Origin of the sequence: Lysinibacillus sp. NPDC098008, from assembly GCF_044760715.1 — a bacterium.
Classification (GTDB): Bacteria; Bacillota; Bacilli; order Bacillales_A; family Planococcaceae; genus Lysinibacillus.
In genome coordinates this window covers 16,740-36,535 of sequence record NZ_JBIWBA010000022.1, presented here as the reverse complement: position 1 = coordinate 36,535, position 19,796 = coordinate 16,740, and the positions used below count along the sequence as shown (strand labels likewise).

At 35.9% G+C, this 19,796-nt stretch carries 16 protein-coding genes and 1 riboswitch; of the genes, 3 read left to right on the top strand and 13 right to left on the bottom strand.

All coding sequences use genetic code 11. The features are described from left to right. Positions 1-17: 17 nt before the first annotated feature. From ACIQVU_RS16345 to ACIQVU_RS16335, 3 genes are all read right to left on the bottom strand, one after another. Positions 18-1,412, bottom strand: a complete 1,395-nt coding sequence (locus ACIQVU_RS16345) for an L-cystine transporter (protein WP_402896346.1) — start codon at positions 1,410-1,412, stop codon at positions 18-20. A gap of 500 nt (positions 1,413-1,912) precedes the next feature. Then, positions 1,913-2,863, bottom strand: coding sequence for a GGDEF domain-containing protein (locus tag ACIQVU_RS16340; RefSeq protein WP_340804022.1), 951 nt, complete (start codon positions 2,861-2,863; stop codon positions 1,913-1,915). Further along, the gene (locus tag ACIQVU_RS16335; protein WP_402896344.1) at positions 2,841-3,722 is read right to left on the bottom strand and encodes an EAL domain-containing protein; all 882 of its coding nucleotides are present in this window, start codon (positions 3,720-3,722) and stop codon (positions 2,841-2,843) included. The genes ACIQVU_RS16340 and ACIQVU_RS16335 overlap by 23 nt, the downstream gene beginning before the upstream one ends. Before the next feature lie 376 nt (positions 3,723-4,098). On the opposite strand from ACIQVU_RS16335, the gene ACIQVU_RS16330 reads away from it, so the two are divergent. Together ACIQVU_RS16330 and ACIQVU_RS16325 are read left to right on the top strand one after the other, a co-directional pair. After that, positions 4,099-5,259, top strand: a complete 1,161-nt coding sequence (locus ACIQVU_RS16330; protein ID WP_340804019.1) for a PucR family transcriptional regulator — start codon at positions 4,099-4,101, stop codon at positions 5,257-5,259. A gap of 107 nt (positions 5,260-5,366) precedes the next feature. Then, a complete protein-coding gene (locus ACIQVU_RS16325; protein ID WP_340804018.1) occupies positions 5,367-6,242 on the top strand; it encodes a DMT family transporter in 876 nt (291 codons plus the stop codon). Positions 6,243-6,268: 26 nt separating this feature from the next. On the opposite strand, the gene ACIQVU_RS16320 is transcribed toward ACIQVU_RS16325, so the two are convergent. Further along, entirely contained in the window at positions 6,269-6,838 is a 570-nt protein-coding gene (locus ACIQVU_RS16320) for a YitT family protein (protein WP_340804017.1), read from the bottom strand. A gap of 157 nt (positions 6,839-6,995) precedes the next feature. Here ACIQVU_RS16320 and ACIQVU_RS16315 point away from each other — a divergent pair, with 157 nt between their 5' ends. After that, positions 6,996-8,297 (top strand): DUF2252 domain-containing protein, encoded by a 1,302-nt coding sequence (locus ACIQVU_RS16315; RefSeq protein ID WP_402896341.1) that lies wholly within the window; start codon positions 6,996-6,998, stop codon positions 8,295-8,297. Positions 8,298-8,352: 55 nt separating this feature from the next. Here ACIQVU_RS16315 and ACIQVU_RS16310 read toward each other — a convergent pair whose 3' ends face one another. The 9 genes from ACIQVU_RS16310 to ACIQVU_RS16270 all read right to left on the bottom strand — a co-directional run bounded on the left by ACIQVU_RS16310 (position 8,353) and on the right by ACIQVU_RS16270 (position 19,683). Then, positions 8,353-8,874, bottom strand: a complete 522-nt coding sequence (locus ACIQVU_RS16310; protein ID WP_340804015.1) for a DUF2179 domain-containing protein — start codon at positions 8,872-8,874, stop codon at positions 8,353-8,355. A 940-nt stretch (positions 8,875-9,814) separates the two neighbouring features. After that, positions 9,815-10,381 carry a hypothetical protein gene (locus ACIQVU_RS16305; protein WP_340804013.1) on the bottom strand — a complete coding sequence of 189 codons (567 nt, stop codon included), beginning with the start codon at positions 10,379-10,381 and terminating at the stop codon, positions 9,815-9,817. 891 nt (positions 10,382-11,272) lie between these two features. Further along, positions 11,273-12,571, bottom strand: a complete 1,299-nt coding sequence (locus tag ACIQVU_RS16300; RefSeq protein WP_340804012.1) for a nucleobase:cation symporter-2 family protein — start codon at positions 12,569-12,571, stop codon at positions 11,273-11,275. Beyond that, the gene (locus ACIQVU_RS16295; protein ID WP_340804011.1) at positions 12,571-13,155 is read right to left on the bottom strand and encodes a xanthine phosphoribosyltransferase; all 585 of its coding nucleotides are present in this window, start codon (positions 13,153-13,155) and stop codon (positions 12,571-12,573) included. The genes ACIQVU_RS16300 and ACIQVU_RS16295 overlap by 1 nt, the downstream gene beginning before the upstream one ends. A 135-nt stretch (positions 13,156-13,290) precedes the next feature. Further along, positions 13,291-13,392: riboswitch (purine riboswitch) on the bottom strand. Between the two features lie 267 nt (positions 13,393-13,659). Further along, on the bottom strand, positions 13,660-14,181 hold the full coding sequence (locus tag ACIQVU_RS16290; RefSeq protein ID WP_340804009.1) for a PepSY domain-containing protein: 522 nt from the start codon (positions 14,179-14,181) through the stop codon (positions 13,660-13,662). Positions 14,182-14,271: 90 nt separating this feature from the next. Then, a complete protein-coding gene (locus tag ACIQVU_RS16285) occupies positions 14,272-14,943 on the bottom strand; it encodes a PepSY domain-containing protein (protein ID WP_340804008.1) in 672 nt (223 codons plus the stop codon). Beyond that, positions 14,940-16,235 carry a HAMP domain-containing sensor histidine kinase gene (locus ACIQVU_RS16280; RefSeq protein ID WP_340804006.1) on the bottom strand — a complete coding sequence of 432 codons (1,296 nt, stop codon included), beginning with the start codon at positions 16,233-16,235 and terminating at the stop codon, positions 14,940-14,942. Before ACIQVU_RS16280 ends, ACIQVU_RS16285 begins: the two co-directional genes overlap by 4 nt. Then, entirely contained in the window at positions 16,225-16,920 is a 696-nt protein-coding gene (locus ACIQVU_RS16275; RefSeq protein WP_340804005.1) for a response regulator transcription factor, read from the bottom strand. The genes ACIQVU_RS16280 and ACIQVU_RS16275 overlap by 11 nt, the downstream gene beginning before the upstream one ends. A 135-nt stretch (positions 16,921-17,055) precedes the next feature. Next, positions 17,056-19,683, bottom strand: coding sequence for an InlB B-repeat-containing protein (locus ACIQVU_RS16270; protein WP_402896336.1), 2,628 nt, complete (start codon positions 19,681-19,683; stop codon positions 17,056-17,058). Between the last annotated feature and the right edge of the window lie 113 nt (positions 19,684-19,796).

Here is a 19,796-nt window from a genome sequence, read left to right as displayed (position 1 = left end):
AGAGGCTTCTTTTTATGTTATAGGTCTGATACTTGCGCACCTAATTCTTTATTATTATACATAGCTGTATCCAATTCTTTTGTTACACGTGCTGTTGTCACACCAGCAGTCATTGAACCACTAACATTTAAAGCTGTACGCCCCATATCGATTAAAGGCTCCACAGAGATTAATACACCCGCAAGCGCAACTGGTAAATCAAGCGCTGATAATACTAGAATTGCTGCAAATGTCGCACCACCACCAACACCTGCTACACCAAACGAGCTAATCGCTACTACTGCAATAACCGTAATAAGAAAGACGGGATCAAGCGGATTAATGCCAACAGTTGGTGCAATCATAATGGCTAGCATAGCAGGATAGACGCCTGCACAGCCATTTTGACCAATAGATAAGCCGAAGGAAGCAGAGAAGTTTGCAATACCTTCAGATACCCCAAGACGTCCTGTTTGCGTTTGAATATTCATAGGCAATGTGCCCGCACTTGAACGTGATGTAAAAGCAAATAACAATGTTTCTGCAGATTTTTTTACATACGTAATTGGGTTTAAGCCACTAAATGTCAAAATTAATAAATGTACAATAAATACAATAATTAATGCTACATAGGACGCAATGACAAATTTACCTAAGTTATAAATAGCACTAAAATCAGATGTTGCCACAGTACGAGCCATAATCGCTAAAATACCGTATGGTGTTAAACGTAAAATAATTGTTACAACACCCATGACAAGCGCATAAATAGCATCCAAGCCTTTTTTAATAGTAGCTGCTGTCCCCTCATCCTTACGTGCTACACGTAAATAGGCAAAACCTAAAAATGCGGAGAAAATAACAACTGCAATGGTAGATGTAGAACGTGCACCTGTTAAATCGAAGAATGGGTTTGCTGGGAATAGCTCAATAATTTGTGTTGGTAAATCTGGTGCTGCTAAGCCTGTTGCTCTTTCCTCAATATATTGACCACGTGCAGCTTCTGCATCCCCCTGCAAAATTTGCGTTGCATCTAAATCAAATACAGTTGCTGAAAAAATACCTACCGCTGCTGAAACAGCCGTTGTACCAATTAAAATCGCTAAAATAAGTGCCGCCATTTTCCCAAAGTTTTTGCCAATCTTCATTTTTGTAAAGGCAATTAAAATAGAGATAAATACCAATGGCATAGCAATCATTTGTAGTAATTTTACATAACCTGTACCGATAATATTGTACCAAGATGTTGTTTTCGTCAGTACCTCCGAATCAATACCATAGATAAAGTGAAGCCCTAGCCCAAGTACAATCCCTAAGCCTAGACCTGCAAAAACACGATTAGAAAATTTAACGTGCTTTTTGTTCATAACATATAAAATTCCAACGAACACAAGCAACACTGCTACGTTCAGAATGATTTGTAAGTTTGACACTGAAAGTCCCCCTAAGATGTTTTATCATAACGTATTCGAATTATATACCCTTAATTCCTATAATTCAAGTATGTTTTATTGAGATTAATAAATTTCTAAAATAAAACGCTTCCTTGCCTATGAGTATACCCGGAAAATTCAGTAACAATCACCCTATTGTAAAGAATTAGTTTTAGAGAAAATCATCTAAATATCCTTTTGAATGTATAGATAGTTTAATCACTAACACTGCAATTGGTGACAAATTATAAACTGCCCCTAGATTTTTTAATAATCTAGGGGCAGTTTATAGACATCCATTTTAAGCTTTATTTCTAGTCACAAACCTCATTTTAAAATCCTTAATTATGGTAAAAATTCAATTATTATAATAAATATAATATTCAACGATCGATATTTCTTCATAGGAGCTGCTCAAGCTATTCTATATAATCCAAATTGCTATAAAGCCATTTTGTTGACAAATTAAAAGTATTTCTTAAGGTCATACGTAGTTTTCTTTAATGCACGAAGTAGGTTTGTTGTTTATTAATTAAATAACAGCTACCTGTTATTTTTTTACACTGTTTTTTTACGTGTGTTACTACATTCGACAATTGTTCAACCGTGTCAAAGCATTGATATTCATTCGTAATAACAGCAATCGATAAAGAAGTGCATGTTAAAGGCTGTAGCTCCCCTGCTCTATTGGCTACCTGCACATATGTTAAATCCTCTAAATGATAAAAGCTTGAAATATTGGCATCAAAGTCAGCTATAATGTTTTGGCAAATTTTCTCTATATTATGATGCGGAAGAATAGCAACAAAATCATCGCCACCAATATGCCCTAAAAAATCTTCAGCATCGCATATATGCCTTTTTAAAATATCTGTTAAATACAATAAAATTTTATCACCCTTATTAAAACCGTATGTGTCATTGTATGATTTAAAATGATCTAAATCAAAGTATATTAAACTATATTCTGATAACTGTAATGCTTCCTCTAGCTTTTCATCGATTAATTTATTGCCTGGAAGACTGCTTAAAGGATTTAAGAAGCTTGCGATCGTTACCTGTATATCTACTAGCCTTAATAGTAATTCTCGAATACTAACTATTCCATTATATAAGCCATTTTTGGTGACAATAATATCATCATATAAATCTTCTGGAGGCCTAGACATTGCGAGCGTGCTAACTTCTGTAATAAGCATATTACGATCTACTATTAAAAAGTTTTCTTTAATAACAAGCTTGTTTTGCCGTTCCATAAATAAATTATAGCCATAGCGAGTGCCTATTTTTTGATAGAAATGTGTACGTGTAATATATCCAATTGGTTTTTCATCACGAACGACTACTACACTACGCAATGAAGGATTGCTTGTAAAAAGTTTGTCCACTTCTTTATTTTTCATAAATTCGTTTATACATGGACCTTTTTCAATGACTTCTCCTATCTTCATAGTCACCCATCCTTATTCTCCCTAATTGTATTTCCTCCGCGGGCTTTCCTATCATATAACCCTGTGCATAGTGGATACCTATACGGGATAAATATTCAAGTTCTTCATATCGTTCAATTCCTTCAGCAATAATTTTAGTGTTCGCCTGCTCCGCATATTCCATCAACAGGGTAACAAGCTGCTGTTGCTCCCTATTTTTATCAATAAACTGAATTAACGAACGATCCAGCTTAATAAATTCTGGCTTTAAATAAATAAGCGTTTTTAAGCTATTATAGCCTGAGCCTACATCATCTACAGCAATACGATAGCCTTGAGAGCGGTAATGAGATAACACACGTTCAAATTCCACAAAATCTACTACAGCACTACGCTCAGTTAATTCGAAAACTACTTGCTGAGGTTTAATACCAAGTTCTTTTAATAATTGTAATGTTTCCCCACTGTGATATTTTTTATCTATCAATACATTCGGATGGATATTAAGAAACACTAAAAAGCTTCTGTCCATCTTCTTTTCAGATAACCGCTCCTTGAAACGTTGTAAGGAAAGATTTCTACAAAAGCACTCAAATAGAAATACGCAATTTGTTTGTCCTACAAACTCATAAAATTTATCCACGCTAGAAAATAATTGTGAAGGTGTGGGACGATTTAATGCTTCAAATCCTATCGTTTGCTTTGCTTGTAAATCTACAATAGGCTGAAAGTATGTCTGCAAATCATTATGTTGAATAATTTGCTTTAATGCTTTTAAACGTTTTATATATAATGTGTTATGTCGATATTTTTCATATAAATATTTCAATAGGGAAACTATATTACTAGTTTTTATCCTATACCTTATAGCAGACTCCATTTTTGCACCTCTCCAATTAGTTATTATGGTTCATTGTACGCTTTCATTGTAAACAGACTGTGAATCAAGTGTAAAAAAGAAGTCTTCAGCACTATTTCTTACCTTACTTTTTCATAAATCCCTTTCAGGAAACATGCTTTTTATACTATTTCATTAGTATTAATAAAAAGTCTACTTATGTGGGACTGTCCGTTAAACAAGCAAATTTTTTATTTAGCATAGCTCATAATACTATTGGTCTTTTACTCATCAGTCCTTTTATAATAGGGAATAGCAGTTTATCTTAGTTCAGCAAATTCTTTTTGTATCGAAAGCATTAGCGACAGGTACAATTACGCTGAGGCGTAATTGATTACAGGAAAGGCTTGGTTTCATTATGAATGTAGAAAATTTTTTACAACTCCCCATTACAAAAAATTTTACTGTTGTTGCAGGTCACAATGGGTTACATAGAGCTGTTCACAATGTAGAAATTTTAGACTTTGAATTTTCACCAGATATTGACCCTGTACGAGAAACGATTTTCACACCAAATAGCGTTGTGCTAAGCAGCTTGCTATTCGCTAAGCAACAGCCTGACTATTTATTGAATGCTGTTAAAAATTTGGTGGAGCTTGGGGCGAGTGCCCTAGCCTATAAGCCTGTTATTTTTCAGCATTTGCCTGACGAGGTTTTAGCCTATGCAGAGGAGCAAAATTTCCCGATATTAAAATTTGGTGGAGATGAGTTTTTTGAGAAAATTATTTTAGAAACGATGGCCTATGCTAAAACACAGGATTATTCGTTCTTTTTAGAAACTATATTACGAAGGCTAATCGAAGAGGATATTACACAAGAGCAAGTTCAATCTATTTTACAGCAACTTAATAAACCCTTTGAAAAATATGTATTTGTAGCAAATTTACGAGCAGATACCTTATCTCACCCTAGCTGGATGCAACCCTTTTTCTCGTTAGAGTCACTCTTAAAATCAGGTCTGGTATGTACCTATAAACAGAGCATTTTTATTATTATGACGCACTCATCCCAGCAGTTTCAATTTGACAAGGTTTTACATGAATGGTTAGCATTATACGCCATCCCTACGGATACAATCACTTTCGGCTATAGTAGCTGTTATAATAGCCAAACTGGATTTCCTGTCGCTTTACGGGAAGCCTTTTTTGCTAGTATTCTAGCTAAAATTGATATGCTACCAAGCTATCATTATAAAAGCCTTGCATCTGATCGTTTATTTATTGAGCTTTATCGAAAAGAGCCAGCATTTGCAATGGAATATGTTACAGAGTTTTTAGACCCTTTACTGAATCATAAGGCAGACCCAGATTTAATGGAAACAGCTATCAACTATATTATTAAAAAGGGAAATATTAAGGAAGTAGCTGTAGCACAATTTTGCCATCCCAATACAATTCGCTATCGCATGACAAAAATACGTCAGCTAGTGGCACCTATAGATAATGATCATGTTTTTTATGAACGCCTTTCCGCAGCCGTTAAATTGTACTTATTACATAGCCTATTAAATGTTGAGTAATTGCTTTGGAATAAGTACAAAAAAAACGCCTGAATATTTAGAAATAAAATTAAATTATTTCCCTCTTTCTTATGCTATTCTAGTGAAGTTAGGAGGAAAGAAGAAAAATGAAAACCTATATAGCTGATGGTATGCTGCTGATTACTGCAATCGTTTGGGGTAGTGGATTTGTCGTAACAGCCATTGCCTTAGAATATTTCACAGCCTATCAATTGATGGCTGCTCGCTTTGCTTTAGCAACACTGATTTTAATTTTATTATTCGGTAAAAGATTAAAAAAAGCTTCGAAATCAGTTATTTGGAAAGGTGCGATATTAGGCGCAATTTTATATACAGCATTCGCGCTACAAACCGTTGGACTCGAATATACAACACCATCAAAAAATGCCTTTCTAACCGCTGTGAATGTTATTATTGTGCCGCTAATTGCGCTTGCGGTGTATAAACGCCGTATTGATGGCTATGAGATTATCGGTGCTTTTATGGCAATTTTCGGAATTGGACTTTTATCGCTTGAAGGCTCATTGACAATCAATATAGGCGACCTGTTATCATTGGCCTGTGCTGTTGGCTTTGCCTTTGATATTTTCTATACAAATCTCTTTGTAAAAAAAGAGGACCCTATTACATTAACCATTATCCAATTTATATCCGCTTCGATCATAGGGATAATCATTGTGATTGGACAAGGGGATATACCAACAAGCATCGAAAAAGAAGGTATGCTATCCATTGTATATTTAGCGATTTTCTCAACAGTCATTGCTTATTTATGTCAAAATATAGCCTATAAACATACATCCGCTACAAAGGGTGCTATTATCTTATCAATGGAATCATTCTTCGGCATGGCATTTTCCGTGCTCTTTTTACATGAGCTATTAACAGGACGTATGATTGCAGGTGCAGCGCTTATTTTACTTGCGATACTCCTTGCAGAAGTAAAGCCTGCACACCCGAAAAAGAAGCTGATGAAAATATAGTTTCAGTGTATACTGGAGCTATTTTTTTATATGCGGCTTGTCATCATACTTGTTGTAAGCCCTACAACTAACACCGTAATAATTGATAACAAAAACGTTGTTGAGGATAAAAGAAGTCCACCAATTACAATAACAATGGAATCAATAAAAAAGATAAGAACACCTACATTGATGCCTGTTTTGTCACAGATAAATTGAGCAATTAAATCTGTCCCACCAGTGCTTGTCTGAAATCGAAGCATTAAGCCAATACCAAAGCCTACGAGAATACCTCCACATATGGCACTATAAAGAGCATCTATTTGTACAATATTCCTTACTGGCTTTAGCAAATCAATAATAAAGGAAGAAGTAATTAAGCCATGCACACTATTGTAAAAATAGGCTCTATATTTAAACCAAGCAATAATAAAAATTGGAATACTAATGAGAATAATCATTAAACCAATTTTTAGCTTATATAAATAATGTAAAATAAGCGCTAGTCCCACAACACCCCCATCTAAAATTTCATGGGGTGTTAAAAACACATTAATGCCTAATGATAAAGCAATACTTCCTATTATAATAACAAGGCTTTTGGTCAAAAAATACATATTACCCCCCTCTGCAACTAAGCATGTCTTATAGTATGAAAGCAAATTATTGAACATGTTATAAAATCGCATAAGATACATAGACATTTTTTGAATGGTTTTGAAACCTATTGCTATATCTTCCGTATATACTTAAAAACAAAGGGAGCTGATAAAAATGGGACATGCTTTATTAGAGCAAGTTAAACAAACAAGGGTACATTTAAGAGAACAGCTATTAGCAACGATTTTTGAGGAATTTGATGGTCAACGTATGAGTTTAACAGAGGCTCAACGCTTGGAGAAATATCGAAAAATGCTGGAAAGTCCATTTCGTTTTTTCCGTGGTAGTGCATACTTATTTTATTTTGATGTGACAAAGATTGCTTCTATCTTCCACACACCTGATATAAAACCAACTTGGATTCAGGGCGATATGCATATGGACAACTTTGGCGCTTTTCAAAATGAAACAGGCAATATTGTATTTGATGTGAATGATTTTGATGAGGGCTATGTTGGCTCCTATTTATACGACCTTACACGTATGAGTGTTAGCATTGCACTTTATTTAGAGGAACAAGGTTTACATAACGCAGCCCAGGAAACAGCGATTCAAAGCTTTCTGAGCAGCTACCTTCAGCAGCTGAAACGTTTTCAGCGTCAGCAGGATGACCCAATGACAATGCTCTTTACAAAGGATAATACAAAGGGGCCTATTAAAAAGATGCTGAAAAAGCTGGAGAAACGCCAAAGCACTCAATTTGTGCAAGATATTACACAAATTAACGAGGATGGCAAGCATGTTTTTCAATGGAAGGAGGAAATACAGCCTGTTTCAGCAGAGGAATATGAAGCGATTTCAAATGCTTTAACCAACTATACAATTAAGGACATCGCCATTAAATATGGCTCTGGCACCGCCTCCATTGGTTTAAAACGCTACTATATTTTAGTAGAGGGTGATATTGTGCTAGAAATGAAGGAGGTTCGCACAGCTATTCCAGCTTACTTCCTACCATATCACGAGGATTTTTGGAATATATATAGTCATCAAGGTGCACGTGTTGTCGGTACACAAAAGGCTATGCACCATTTAGAAGATCCTCACCTTGCCTATGTAACACTGGATGGGCAAGAATTTTATATTCGTGAACGTTCACCATTTAAGAAAAAGGTAAAGCCAAAAAACTACAAAAGCTTAGAGGATTACTATACAACAACTGCAATTATGGGACAAATTGCTGCCAAAATCCATGCCAGAGCCGATATCGACTACTCACATGTGTTCACATATCATAGTGAAGATGAAATTTTAAAAGCTATTGGTAAAAACCATACAATTTTTATAGAGCATATTCTATTACAGGCTATGCACTACAAGCAAGTTGTCTATACAGACTTTGAGTTATTTAAAAACTGGGTCGAAGCTAATGCGTCAATTAATGCAGAGGAGTATTCACCCAATTCCTTAAGCTAGTCGCTCAATAACAAAGGAAAAGGGAGTCTAGATGTAGCGACTCCCTTTCTGCTAGTTATTTTTGTCTTGCCTTCATACGAGCAACTAAGAAGCCACCTTTAAATGATTTAGGCTCATAGGAAATAATAAAGGCATTCGGCTCAAATTGTTCGACGATTTGAAAAAGCTCCGCTTCACGATTTCGTTTAGTAAGGATTTCGTATTTATAGCGATTACTATCTCGCCCCTCACCAACATAGATTGTAACGGCAAACCCCTCACTACGTAGAAATTGTACAAGTTCTTCATTTTTATTTTGCGTATTAATGGTTGCATAGACATAGCCGATTGCTAGCTTACGTTCGATTTTAGCTCCTAAAAATATACCTAATCCAAAGCCAAATGCGTAAACAACCATCGCAAGCATACTTTGCTTTCCACTAAAAACAAGCGAAAGGCCAAATACATACACCAACATCTCCAGCATACCAAATATCGCAGCAAGGAAGGTGATGTTCTTTACCAAAAAGATGGTACGTAATGTTAAAAAAGGTACATAAACTAGCTGAAGAATTAAAATTAAAATTATACTTTGCATTGGCATAAGACCTTTCTAAAAGTAATGATTGTCTCAATTAGGCATGTTGATTAGCCTGTATTTTTATGTTCATTTCCGTTGTGGGAGACGCTTTTCGCAGGTGCAGGCTCCAATGAACAAGAATAGACTATCAAATAAAGCATTTTCTTGCAAACCCCACCTTTTCACAACTAGTATTTGTATCATTCACACATCTAGGTTTCAATGTATACAAGCTTCAATGATTTTATTCCATTCTCTTGTTACTAAACAATTAAAACGCTAAATTCCTTATTCCCCCTATCAATAATACAATTTATAACTAGGCGTGTTGATTAACCTTTATTTTAAAGAGGATACGAAAACCTTGTTCATTTCAGTTGCGGGCGCAGGCTCCAACTCATTTTTTCAGCGAGGGCTGAAAAAAATGGATGTTCCGTCTATGCTATTTTGCCTGAGTCGCTCCCTCCACTTCAGTGTTTACTTGCAACACACGCCTTTTTACAACCAATAGTGGTATCATCAACACGTCTGATTTGTAGCGTATCTATTTATTTCACATCCTCCCCCTTGTCTTTCTTATCGCATATATTTCTATATACACTAAAGCAATACCTTTATTTTTAGTTCATCCCGCAGCATTATATTTAGAATTTTCTACGTAAAAATACCACCTCCTTAATTATTAGGAGATGGTATAATTTTTCTTTGAATTTCCCATATAATAGGTCTTTCTATTTAGAAGCCTCAGCAGTTCCATCTTTAAAAATATATTGGGCAAATAATAATATGGTTATTCTATCCTATTAAAATAAACGAGCTTTCACTTTAAGATTTACTTTCATAGATTTAGCTCAAGCTATCAATTTAAGCGTCTCATATAGTTACTGAAACTATATAATTATATTAAAATAATAAATAATCATATTGGCTCATTTAGAATTTTTCATTCTTAATAGCTTTATGGTCTTTTACACGCAAAATTATATCCACCAATTTTTTGAGCTGCCATGGCATCAGTTGTTCCATCTAAACCAGCATTATCTCTTGAGTCAATTACTGGGTTCCCCCCCTGAGCAAAGCATTTATTCATATAATTCATTTTTTCTTTATGTGTAAGATATCGATCCCAGAAAAAATATCCAACAATAGAAACAAAACCAATTCCTACAAGCCATGCGACTACACCATATTTTGTAAGTTCCCCTTCTTCATCTTCTTTGTAGATTACATCACCATCATAATTCTCCATGTCTATTCCTAATTCTAAAAATTTAGTATTAACCTCTTCAGAAGTTAAGGTTTCTAAATATTCGTAGTAATTTATTTCTTCATTTGTAAAATTATACTTTTCTTGAGCGATTTTATCATCAAATTCTAATTTTTTTGTGTTAAAATTATACAATATTAGTTCTGTTAGAGCTTCTCCTTTACTATTTAGTTCACTAGCATGTGCAAAGTTTGGTAAAGCTGTAGAGATAATCAAAGTGAATATCAAACTACAAATAAAAATATTAACTTTTTTCATTGAACATTCATCTCCTTTAGTTTTTAACCCAATATAATACATATAAGTATAATAAAGGGTTTAATTTATTATACATAAATTCCAAATAAATGTATATTATATATAAACCTAAATTATTTACTAATTCCTTTAACATTTCTTAAAAAACTGTTAAATTTGATTTTGATAGAGATCTCTTATAAAAAGATGAATCTTATAGCAACATTTATGAATCAGCTTGGATGTCGGTAAATAATTCGGTATAAAGTTGAAAGCGAGGTGTTTTATTTGTATTTCTCAAATATTCAAATTTTAATGCTTGTATTTGCTTTTATTATTGGAGTTCTGGGAGCTATAAAAATGTATCAAATTAAAAAAGAATATTTAGTGAGGCAGAAAGAATTAGAGGTAGAATCTGAAAAAATTGAATTGGAGAGGCTAAAAATAACAGCTACACCTGAGGAAATTTCCAAATAATCTATTTTATTTTTAGGTATTGTTATGCTATTAAACCTTCCATATAGAAACATACTAACATTAGTAGTACAAACCAATGCCATGGTTTGTGCTACTATTTTTTTATAGTAGAAGTGAAGAAAAGCCGACCAGCCTCTGGGACCAATTAGGAGGCCATATATAAAACTGGCTAACTTCACACCCTTATAGGAATCAGTTTAGTATGTTGGGTCCTAAGAGATTGTGTATAAAAAAGTGGAAACGATAAGGTACTGTGAAGACTGCTATGATTGGTAAGAAGGAGGCTGGGACAAAAGGAAAAATGTTAGACCATTTCCAAGTTTGGTCTAACATTTTTTTGCGTTATTAGAACGCATATACTTTAATAAATCACAAAAATAACATTCATTTTTTACTTTTTCTCAATAAAATGAGTTATGTCCTAGCCTCTATTTTTTAAGCTTCCCCATGCATCGGGTCTTTTTTATGCTTAGGCCCAATCATGTTGAATAAAATATTTAGGATAATCGCTGTGACTGAACCACAAACAATACCGTTAGATGTTAAAATAGACACTTTTTCTGGTAGTGCATCAAAAATGCCAGGAACAACGGATACACCGACACCTAAACTTACTGCAATCGCTGCAATCATCGCGTTTTCTGCTGATTCGTTCATAACTGGTACAAGCATGCCCATACCTTGTGTAATGACCATGCCAAACATCGCAAGCATCGCCGCACCTAGTACGGATGTTGGAATAATTGTTGTTAACGCTGCGATTTTTGGTAGGAAGCCAAGTGCTACTAGTAATCCACCTGTAATGTAAATGACTTTACGATCTTTAACACCTGACATACGTGTAAGTCCCACGTTTTGTGAGAATGTTGTATATGGAAAGGCATTGAAAATACCACCAATTACAGAAGCAAGACCCTCTGAACGATAGCCACGTGCTAAATCTTTAGAGTCTAATTTTTTATTACAAATATCACTTAATGCAAAATAAACACCTGATGATTCCACTAGAGATACCATTGCTACAAGCGTCATTGTTAAAATAGCTGTTACATCAAATGTTGGCATACCGAAGTAGAATGGCTGTACCATATGGAAGACGTCTGCCTCTGCTACTGGATTAAAATCAACTTTGCCCATAACTGCACCTAAAATTGTACCAGCCACTAAGCCGATAAGGATAGAAACAGCACGGACAAATCCTGTAGAAAAGCGATAGACAACTAAAATAATGACTAATGTAATAAATGCTAGGGCGATATTAGAGCCTGATGCAAAATCCTCTGCACCTTGCCCCCCTGCCATATTATTTAAAGCTACTGGCAATAAGGAAATACCAATAATGGAAACGACTGACCCTGTTACAACTGGTGGGAAAAATTTCACAAGCTTTCCAAAGAAGCCTGCAATAATCATAACAATTACCCCTGAAGCAATTATAGAACCATAAATATCCGTAATACCTTGCTCAGGATTTGTACCAATTGCGATAATTGGACTCACTGCTGTAAATGTACAGCCTAGCACTACTGGCAAACCAATACCAATAAATTTCCCTGAATAAACTTGTAACAGTGTTGCAACACCACACATCATAATATCAATTGCCACTAAGTAAGTCATTTGCGCTGCATCAAAGCCAATCGCTCCACCAATAATTAATGGTACTAAAATGGCGCCAGCATACATGGCAAGCAAATGTTGAATCGCTAGCGTTGTGGATTTAAAGGTATTCATTACGCACGGGCCTCCGTAGCGAATGTCACTTTACCATCTTCAAGAGAATTTATAATGGCCAATGACTCTACACGCACACCTTGCTCACGCAATAATTTACCGCCATCTTGGAAGCCCTTTTCAATCACAATTCCAACACCAACAACATGAGCGCCAGCTTGTGCAGCAATATCCAATAAACCTTTTACCGCTTCTCCATTTGCTAAGAAATCATCAATAATTAAAACATTGTCATCTTCATTTAAGAAATTACGAGATACTGAAATATCATTTGTTTCATTTTTTGTGAATGAATGTACCTTTGATGAAAAAAGATTATCTGATAATGTTAAAGATTTACGCTTACGTGCAAATACAACAGGTGCTCCGATCTCTAAGCCAAGCATAACAGATGGCGCAATTCCTGAAGATTCGATTGTTAAAACCTTTGTAATGACTTGATCAGAAAAACGATTTGCAAACTCATGACCGATTTCCTTCATTAGCATTGGGTCAATTTGGTGGTTTAAAAATGAATCAACCTTTAATACGGATGAGGATAATACTTTACCCTCTTGCATAATTTTGTCGTGTAGTAATTTCATAATTTGTTATGTCCTTCTTTCCTTCAAATTAATAAAAAACGCTGAATACTTAGTTCCATTCAGCTACGAGTGGAGCAAAGCATTCAGCGTCAAAACGTCGAAACGAATAGAAAACATCAGCTATCTGTGAAGTTCTCTAAACACATTGCTACCCATAGTCGATTTATTTACGGTAAATCGGTAGAAACTCGCGAGCCTTATTCTCGCTATTATATGAGTGAATTTGTATAAAAAATGAGAATGGCCAATTTCTGATATAATCTTTTATCTTCTATGAAAAAGAGTTTGATTTTTCGGAATTTAATGGCATTCTACAACTTTTGAATTGTAAACGTTCGTGTTTTCAATCAACGTACTGATTATAGCAGACTCTTTTCTAGCTTGCTAGTATTATTTTGATAAATAGAAAGGTATGTTCATAATGACGGCATTTTTGTGAAATAACAACAAAAACAAAGGGCTATTAGAAAAGACAAATGCCTTCCCAACAGCCCACTTTCTATATTAATCGTCAATATCTTGCTCAAAATCTATAATTTTTCCTGTAATTGCATCCACGTCTACATCATATTCATATTGACCATCTCTAAATTCAATTTCATAAATACCATCATCATCTAGCTCAATTTTTGTTACTGTACCTTTTGCTTTTGTTTGTGCAGCTTTAATCGCCTGCTCTTGTGTAATTGTTTTGGTAGATGCTGGGAGAGTATCGTGATCATCCCAGTCATCGTGATCATCATCATCTCGGCGCTCTTTTTTCTGTTTTAATAGTTCTCCACTATAGGCATCAAATTTCAAGTCATGCTCTTCTGTATCAGTGTGCACCTCTACCTCATAAATAGAACGATCAAGCTCAATATCTGTTACCGCCCCATCAACTACTGCTAAAGCCTTTTTCTCTATTTCCTGCATAGATAATACCTTTTTTTCCTCTGCGTTACCTGATAATAATGTTGTAGACCCAATAGCCGCTCCAATACCAAGAGTAGCCACTAATGCTGGAATTACAATTATTTTTTTCATGTCCATCTCTCCTTTGTTTTATCTATTCTTAGCTTAGCAAGCAAAGATGATAAGACTATAAGAGAAACATTAGAATTTCATGAGAATGGCTCATTGGTCGTCATCCCATGTAATTGACATAACCTTCCCTGAGATTGCATGAATTTGAAAAGTAGCTTCATCATTCTCTGTTTCAATCTCGATTAAATAGTAACCACCGTCTGCTGTTTCTTCAAAATCAACCGAATCCACTTCCCCATTTAATTGCTGCTGTGCGATTTGAATGGCTTGCTGTTGTGAAATAATATGTTCTGCTACAGGCTGCTTAGATGGTTCTATAGCTCGTTCTGCTACAATTTCACCTGAATAGGCATCCACTGTTAATTCCTTTTGCTTGTCCTCTTGTTCAACACGTACTGTATATATATTATCTGTTAATATAATGCTTTCTACATCGCTATATTCTTTTTTCACTAGCTGCCTTATTTCATTTTCTGTTAGCAACAATGGCCGTTGCGCTTCTTTCATGCTTAAATCTATTACTTGCTGTGTTATGGCATCAAACGTCACTGCGTATATTACTTGCTCTCGTGTCAACAGCATTTTATAAGTATCCCCTTGCTTTTCCACATCTGTTACTTGTGCATGGTAAATTGTTTCGATATGCCCAACAGCCTCAGCTTCACTCAGTGGTTCATTATGAAAATAACGATATTGAATAAGCCAAATAATTCCGCCACCCAAAAGAATAATAACAGCAATTATCAAAAGCCATTTTTTCATTGCTGTCCCTCCTTTGGTATACATAGGGTAAAGCTTGAGCCTTCTCCTAGTGTACTTTTTACATCTATTGTAATACCTAGCTGCTCTGCAAGCTCATAAGCAATCGCAAGCCCCAATCCTGAGCCACCCGTCTTACGATTACGATCTTCTGCTACTCGATAAAAACGCTCAAATAAATGCGGGATATGCTCTGCTGGAATACCAGCACCAAAATCCTGAATCGTAATATAGACGTGGTCAGTCGTTTCCTTAGCCAAAATACGAACTTCATCCTCACTATATTTCCGTGCATTATCCAGTAAGATAAATAGTAGTTGCTTTAATATTTTTTCATCACTATCAATAAATTTTGGAATATGTGTATCGACTACAAATGTTCGATGATAAGCCTGCTGCATTTGTATAGCTACTTTATTTAAAAATGGTGCAAGCTCAATCCTTGTAATATCAACATCTAAATGCTCACTATTTTTAGCTAGCTCTAACAATTGCAGCACCATTTCATGCATACGAGCGGATTCATTCACAATCGCTTGTAAGGATTCCTGTGCAACCTCCCGATTGTCAAAACCTCTTCTTAGCAGTAATTTTGCATAGCTTTCAATAACCGTTATGGGTGTCTTTAATTCATGAGAGGCATTTGATACGAAGTCTTGTTGTTTTTGATAGTGCTGCTCAAGCTTCTCCATCATCATATTGAAGGTACGGTTAATATTCGTTAATTCATCACCGCCTTTAGCTGGAATGTCCATTTTTTCATATTTTCCTGTCATTGCACTTTTACGCATTGTAGTATTTAAACGCTCTAATGGTAATAAAATCAGTCGCCCAAGCATTAAGCTTGCTAAAAAAATTGGCATCGCTGCAATAACGGATACAACGACCAATATTACCTTTAATAACTCCAATGTGCTTGCTACTGCTTCCATAGATTGTTGCAATGTTATCGCCACAACTGTACCATCAACCCAAATAGCTGGCATTGTGTAGGTGATGGAAGGAGCATCAGGCATTTCGAGTGTAGCCTGAACCTTTGTTTTTAAACGCTCTCCCTCATAAATATAAACAGCACCATCTGTTGGCATATAGGCTCGTAATACTTGCTGTAGATTTGTTTCGGCATTTAGTTGACTTAATGTGGAGCTTAGCTCATTTGCACGCGCTTGGAGCTGCTGATATTCTGTTTGATAGGCAAATTTCTCATATAAAAAATAAATGCCACTATTCGTTGCTATTAAAATAACAAGCATTAGCAATGTTGTGAGCAGATGAATCTTTGTTTTAAGTTTCATGACTTTGTTCCTTTAGCACATACCCAACACCACGAACAGTTTGAATAAGCGGTGTTACATTTGCTGCCTCAAGCTTTTGACGAACATAACGAATATAAACATCCACAACATTTGTATCTCCGTAATAATCGTAGCCCCAAACAGCCTCTAGTAGTTGCTCCCTCGTTAGCACCTGCCTTGGATGTTTTAGTAAATGTAGCAATAAATCATACTCACGAGGGGTTAGTTGAATTTCCTTACTATAATAAAACACCTCTCTTGTTTGTACATTGATAGTTAGCTTGCCAAATGTAAGAGCGTCTTGCTTAGGACGAGCGTTTTGGGAAAAGCGTAAAGCATTGCGAATACGAGCAAGTAATTCCTCAATTTCAAAAGGCTTTGTTACATAATCATTTGCTCCTAAATCCAAGCCCTTTACCTTATCCTCTACCTCACTTTTAGCAGTTAGCATAATAACAGGTGTCTGTGATTCTGTTGCACGAATACGTTTTAGTACATCAATCCCACTCATTTCAGGCAGCATAATATCTAGTAAGATTAAATCCCACTGCTGCTCACGGTATAGCAGCAATCCTTCTGTCCCTGTATGTGCCATTTCTGCCTCATAGCCTTCAAATTGAAGCTCAAGCTGTAGCACTCTCGCAATATTTTCTTCATCCTCTATAATTAAAATTCGATGGGTCATGTCGAATCAGTCCTTCTTCTTTTCTTTCATCGTAAACGATGCAAGAGGTCAAAGTCTAATTAAAAAATGATGAGAAATAAATTAAGCTTCTGTATCTAAAAATCTCATCCAAATAGCTCTGGATGAGATTTTTCGTTATAGCTTTAAGGCTCTATATAAAAATGTTGCAAATTCTGCACGTGTCACAGGGTCATTCGGTCTAAAATTACCTTGATCACCTATCGTGATACCATTGGCTGCGAGAATGGCAATATAATCATATGCCCAATGTGTTGGTGGCACATCGTTAAATGCCTCTTTTTCATCAGCTGTTAAATCAAAAGCCAGTACCAATACTTTTGCCATTTGAGCACGTGTCATATTAGCTGTTGGCTGGAAGCTGCCATCTATACCATCAAACAGCCCTGCCTGTTGCACCTGATTGATTACCTCAAAATAGCGATGACCTTCAGGAATATCATGAAATGCTAGTGCCTCTTTTTTTGGTTCTAGCTTCAATGCTCTTGTTAGCATAAGAGCGACATGCTGACGCTGAATCGGCGCATTTGGCTGGAATGTGCCATCTGGATAGCCTGTAATAATGCTCTTCTTTGCCATCTCCTGAATCATCGTCCATGCCCAATGCTCCTGAGAAATATCTGAGAAGCTAATAGCTACCTCTGGCTGGGGTGTGGGCTCTGGTAGTTGTGGCTCTACTGGCTCTTCTGGTATAGGCTCTGGCTGTTCAGGTGCTGGTGTGGGCTCTTTAGGAATTGGCTCTGTTGGTGTTGGAGTTGGATTACCGCTTCCCCCACCACCCGATGAACTATTCGCTAACCATTTAGCATATAACGTAAGATTGGCTGTTACTACATCTGTGTTAAAATTCCATGGTGTTGTGAATTGGGCATCCTTATACCAGCCTACAAATGCATGTCCTGCTTTTGTTGGAGCTGCTGGTTTACTTATTTGCTGGTTGTATATTGCTGTTATAGGAGGGATAGCTGTACCTCCATTTACTTGAAAGGTGATAGTATAGTCATTCGCTGTCCATTTTCCATACAAAGTGAGAGGCTCTGTCACTTTATCTATCTCGAAGTTCCATGGTATTGTCAGCTCTTTATCCTTATACCAGCCTGTAAATGTATAGCCTGCTTTAACTGAAGAGATAGGTTTTTCCAGCCTATCTCCATATTGCACATTACTAGTGAGTAATTCAAAGTTTGTTTGAAATTGCACAGTATAGATATTTTTCACCCATTGTCCGTATAGCATGATATCCTCTGTTACCTTATCCTCCGCAAAATTCCACAGTGCCGTGAATTCTTTATCTTTATACCAACCTGTAAATGTATGCCCTATATTCCTCAAGGGTACAGGCTCTTCTAGCTTATCACCATATCGTACATAACTAACGATGGATTCAAAATCTGTGCGAAATTGCACAGTATAGGTATTTTTCAGCCATTTTGCATATAAGCTTATATCCTCCATTACCTTATCTACTGCAAAATCCCACGGTGAGCTAAATTCCTCATCCTTATACCAGCCTAAAAATGTATAGCCTGCTTTAGTTGGGTCTAGCGGCTTTGTTAGCAGCTCTCCATCTAATACTTCAACTGTTGTTATGTCTGGGTCTGTATGAAATACGACAGTATGTGGTTTTTTCGTCCATTTTCCATATAAAATTAGATGCTCTGTTACCACATCTGTATCAAAGTTCCATGGCACAGTTAGCTCTTCATCTTTATACCAGCCCACAAATAAAGAGCCTTTTTTTATTGGGGCTGCTGGTGCCGACGCTTTTTCTCCAGCAAGTATTTTCTGTTCATCAAGGGCTGTACCGCCATTTGTGTCAAACATCAGTGTATATGTTAGCGCATTTCCCTTTGCATAAATTCTTGTCGGTTGTGTAATATTGCCATCCCACGGCGTAGCCCATACTAAATCCTTATACCAACCATCAAATGTGCTACCTTGGTTTCCAAATGTATTAGGTTGCAACACTAATGGATGATAAAAGCGAACCCACTGTAACTGATTATAGGCAAATGTCCAATCCCCTATATGTGTAACTGCTTCAGGAATAGTTACATCTTTTAAAGAATTACCATAAAAAGTATAGTTTCCTATACTGGTTAAATCATCTGGAAGAATAATCGTTGTTAATAGATTTTGATAAAAGGCATAGTTCCCTATACTTGTCACACTACTTGGAATGACTACACTTTCTAATTTATTTTTCGTAAATACACCGTTCTCTATTCTTGTTATGCCATCAGGGAGTGTCACTGATGTGAGCTGGTTATTTGCAAATGACTCTGATCCTATTTTTTTCACGCTATCAGGAATATCCACCATCGTTAACTGGTTGTTAAAAAACGCCAGATTCCCTATACTCTCTACGCTATTTGGAATGGTCACAGTCGTTAGCTGATTCATTAAAAATGCTCTATCTCCTATTTTGGTCACACTGTCAGGAATAGTTACGCTTGTCACATTTTTATTAAAAAATGAGGATTCCCCTATGATAGTAACAGGCTGTCCGTTAATAACAGCAGGAATATCAACATGCCCACCACCCCACAAATAGGCTGCAATGGTGATGCCTGTATCGTTTTGTATTGTATAAAACTCGGGTTTACTAAAGGGCATTATATCATTGCTTATACTGGTATCTTCACCATCATTTACTTCATGCTCGTTTGCATAAGAAATCGAAATTTGTTTCCATTGCAAAAAGAACAATATAAGCATCACTATAATCGTTGTAGTCTTCTTCATGCATCCCCTCTCCTTCATCTAAAAAATCAAATATTCTTTCCCTCTCATATTAAAAAAATAAAGCTAATGCCACCATTGAGGAATGTTAATTGTTTTCACGTCAAAAAAGTCCG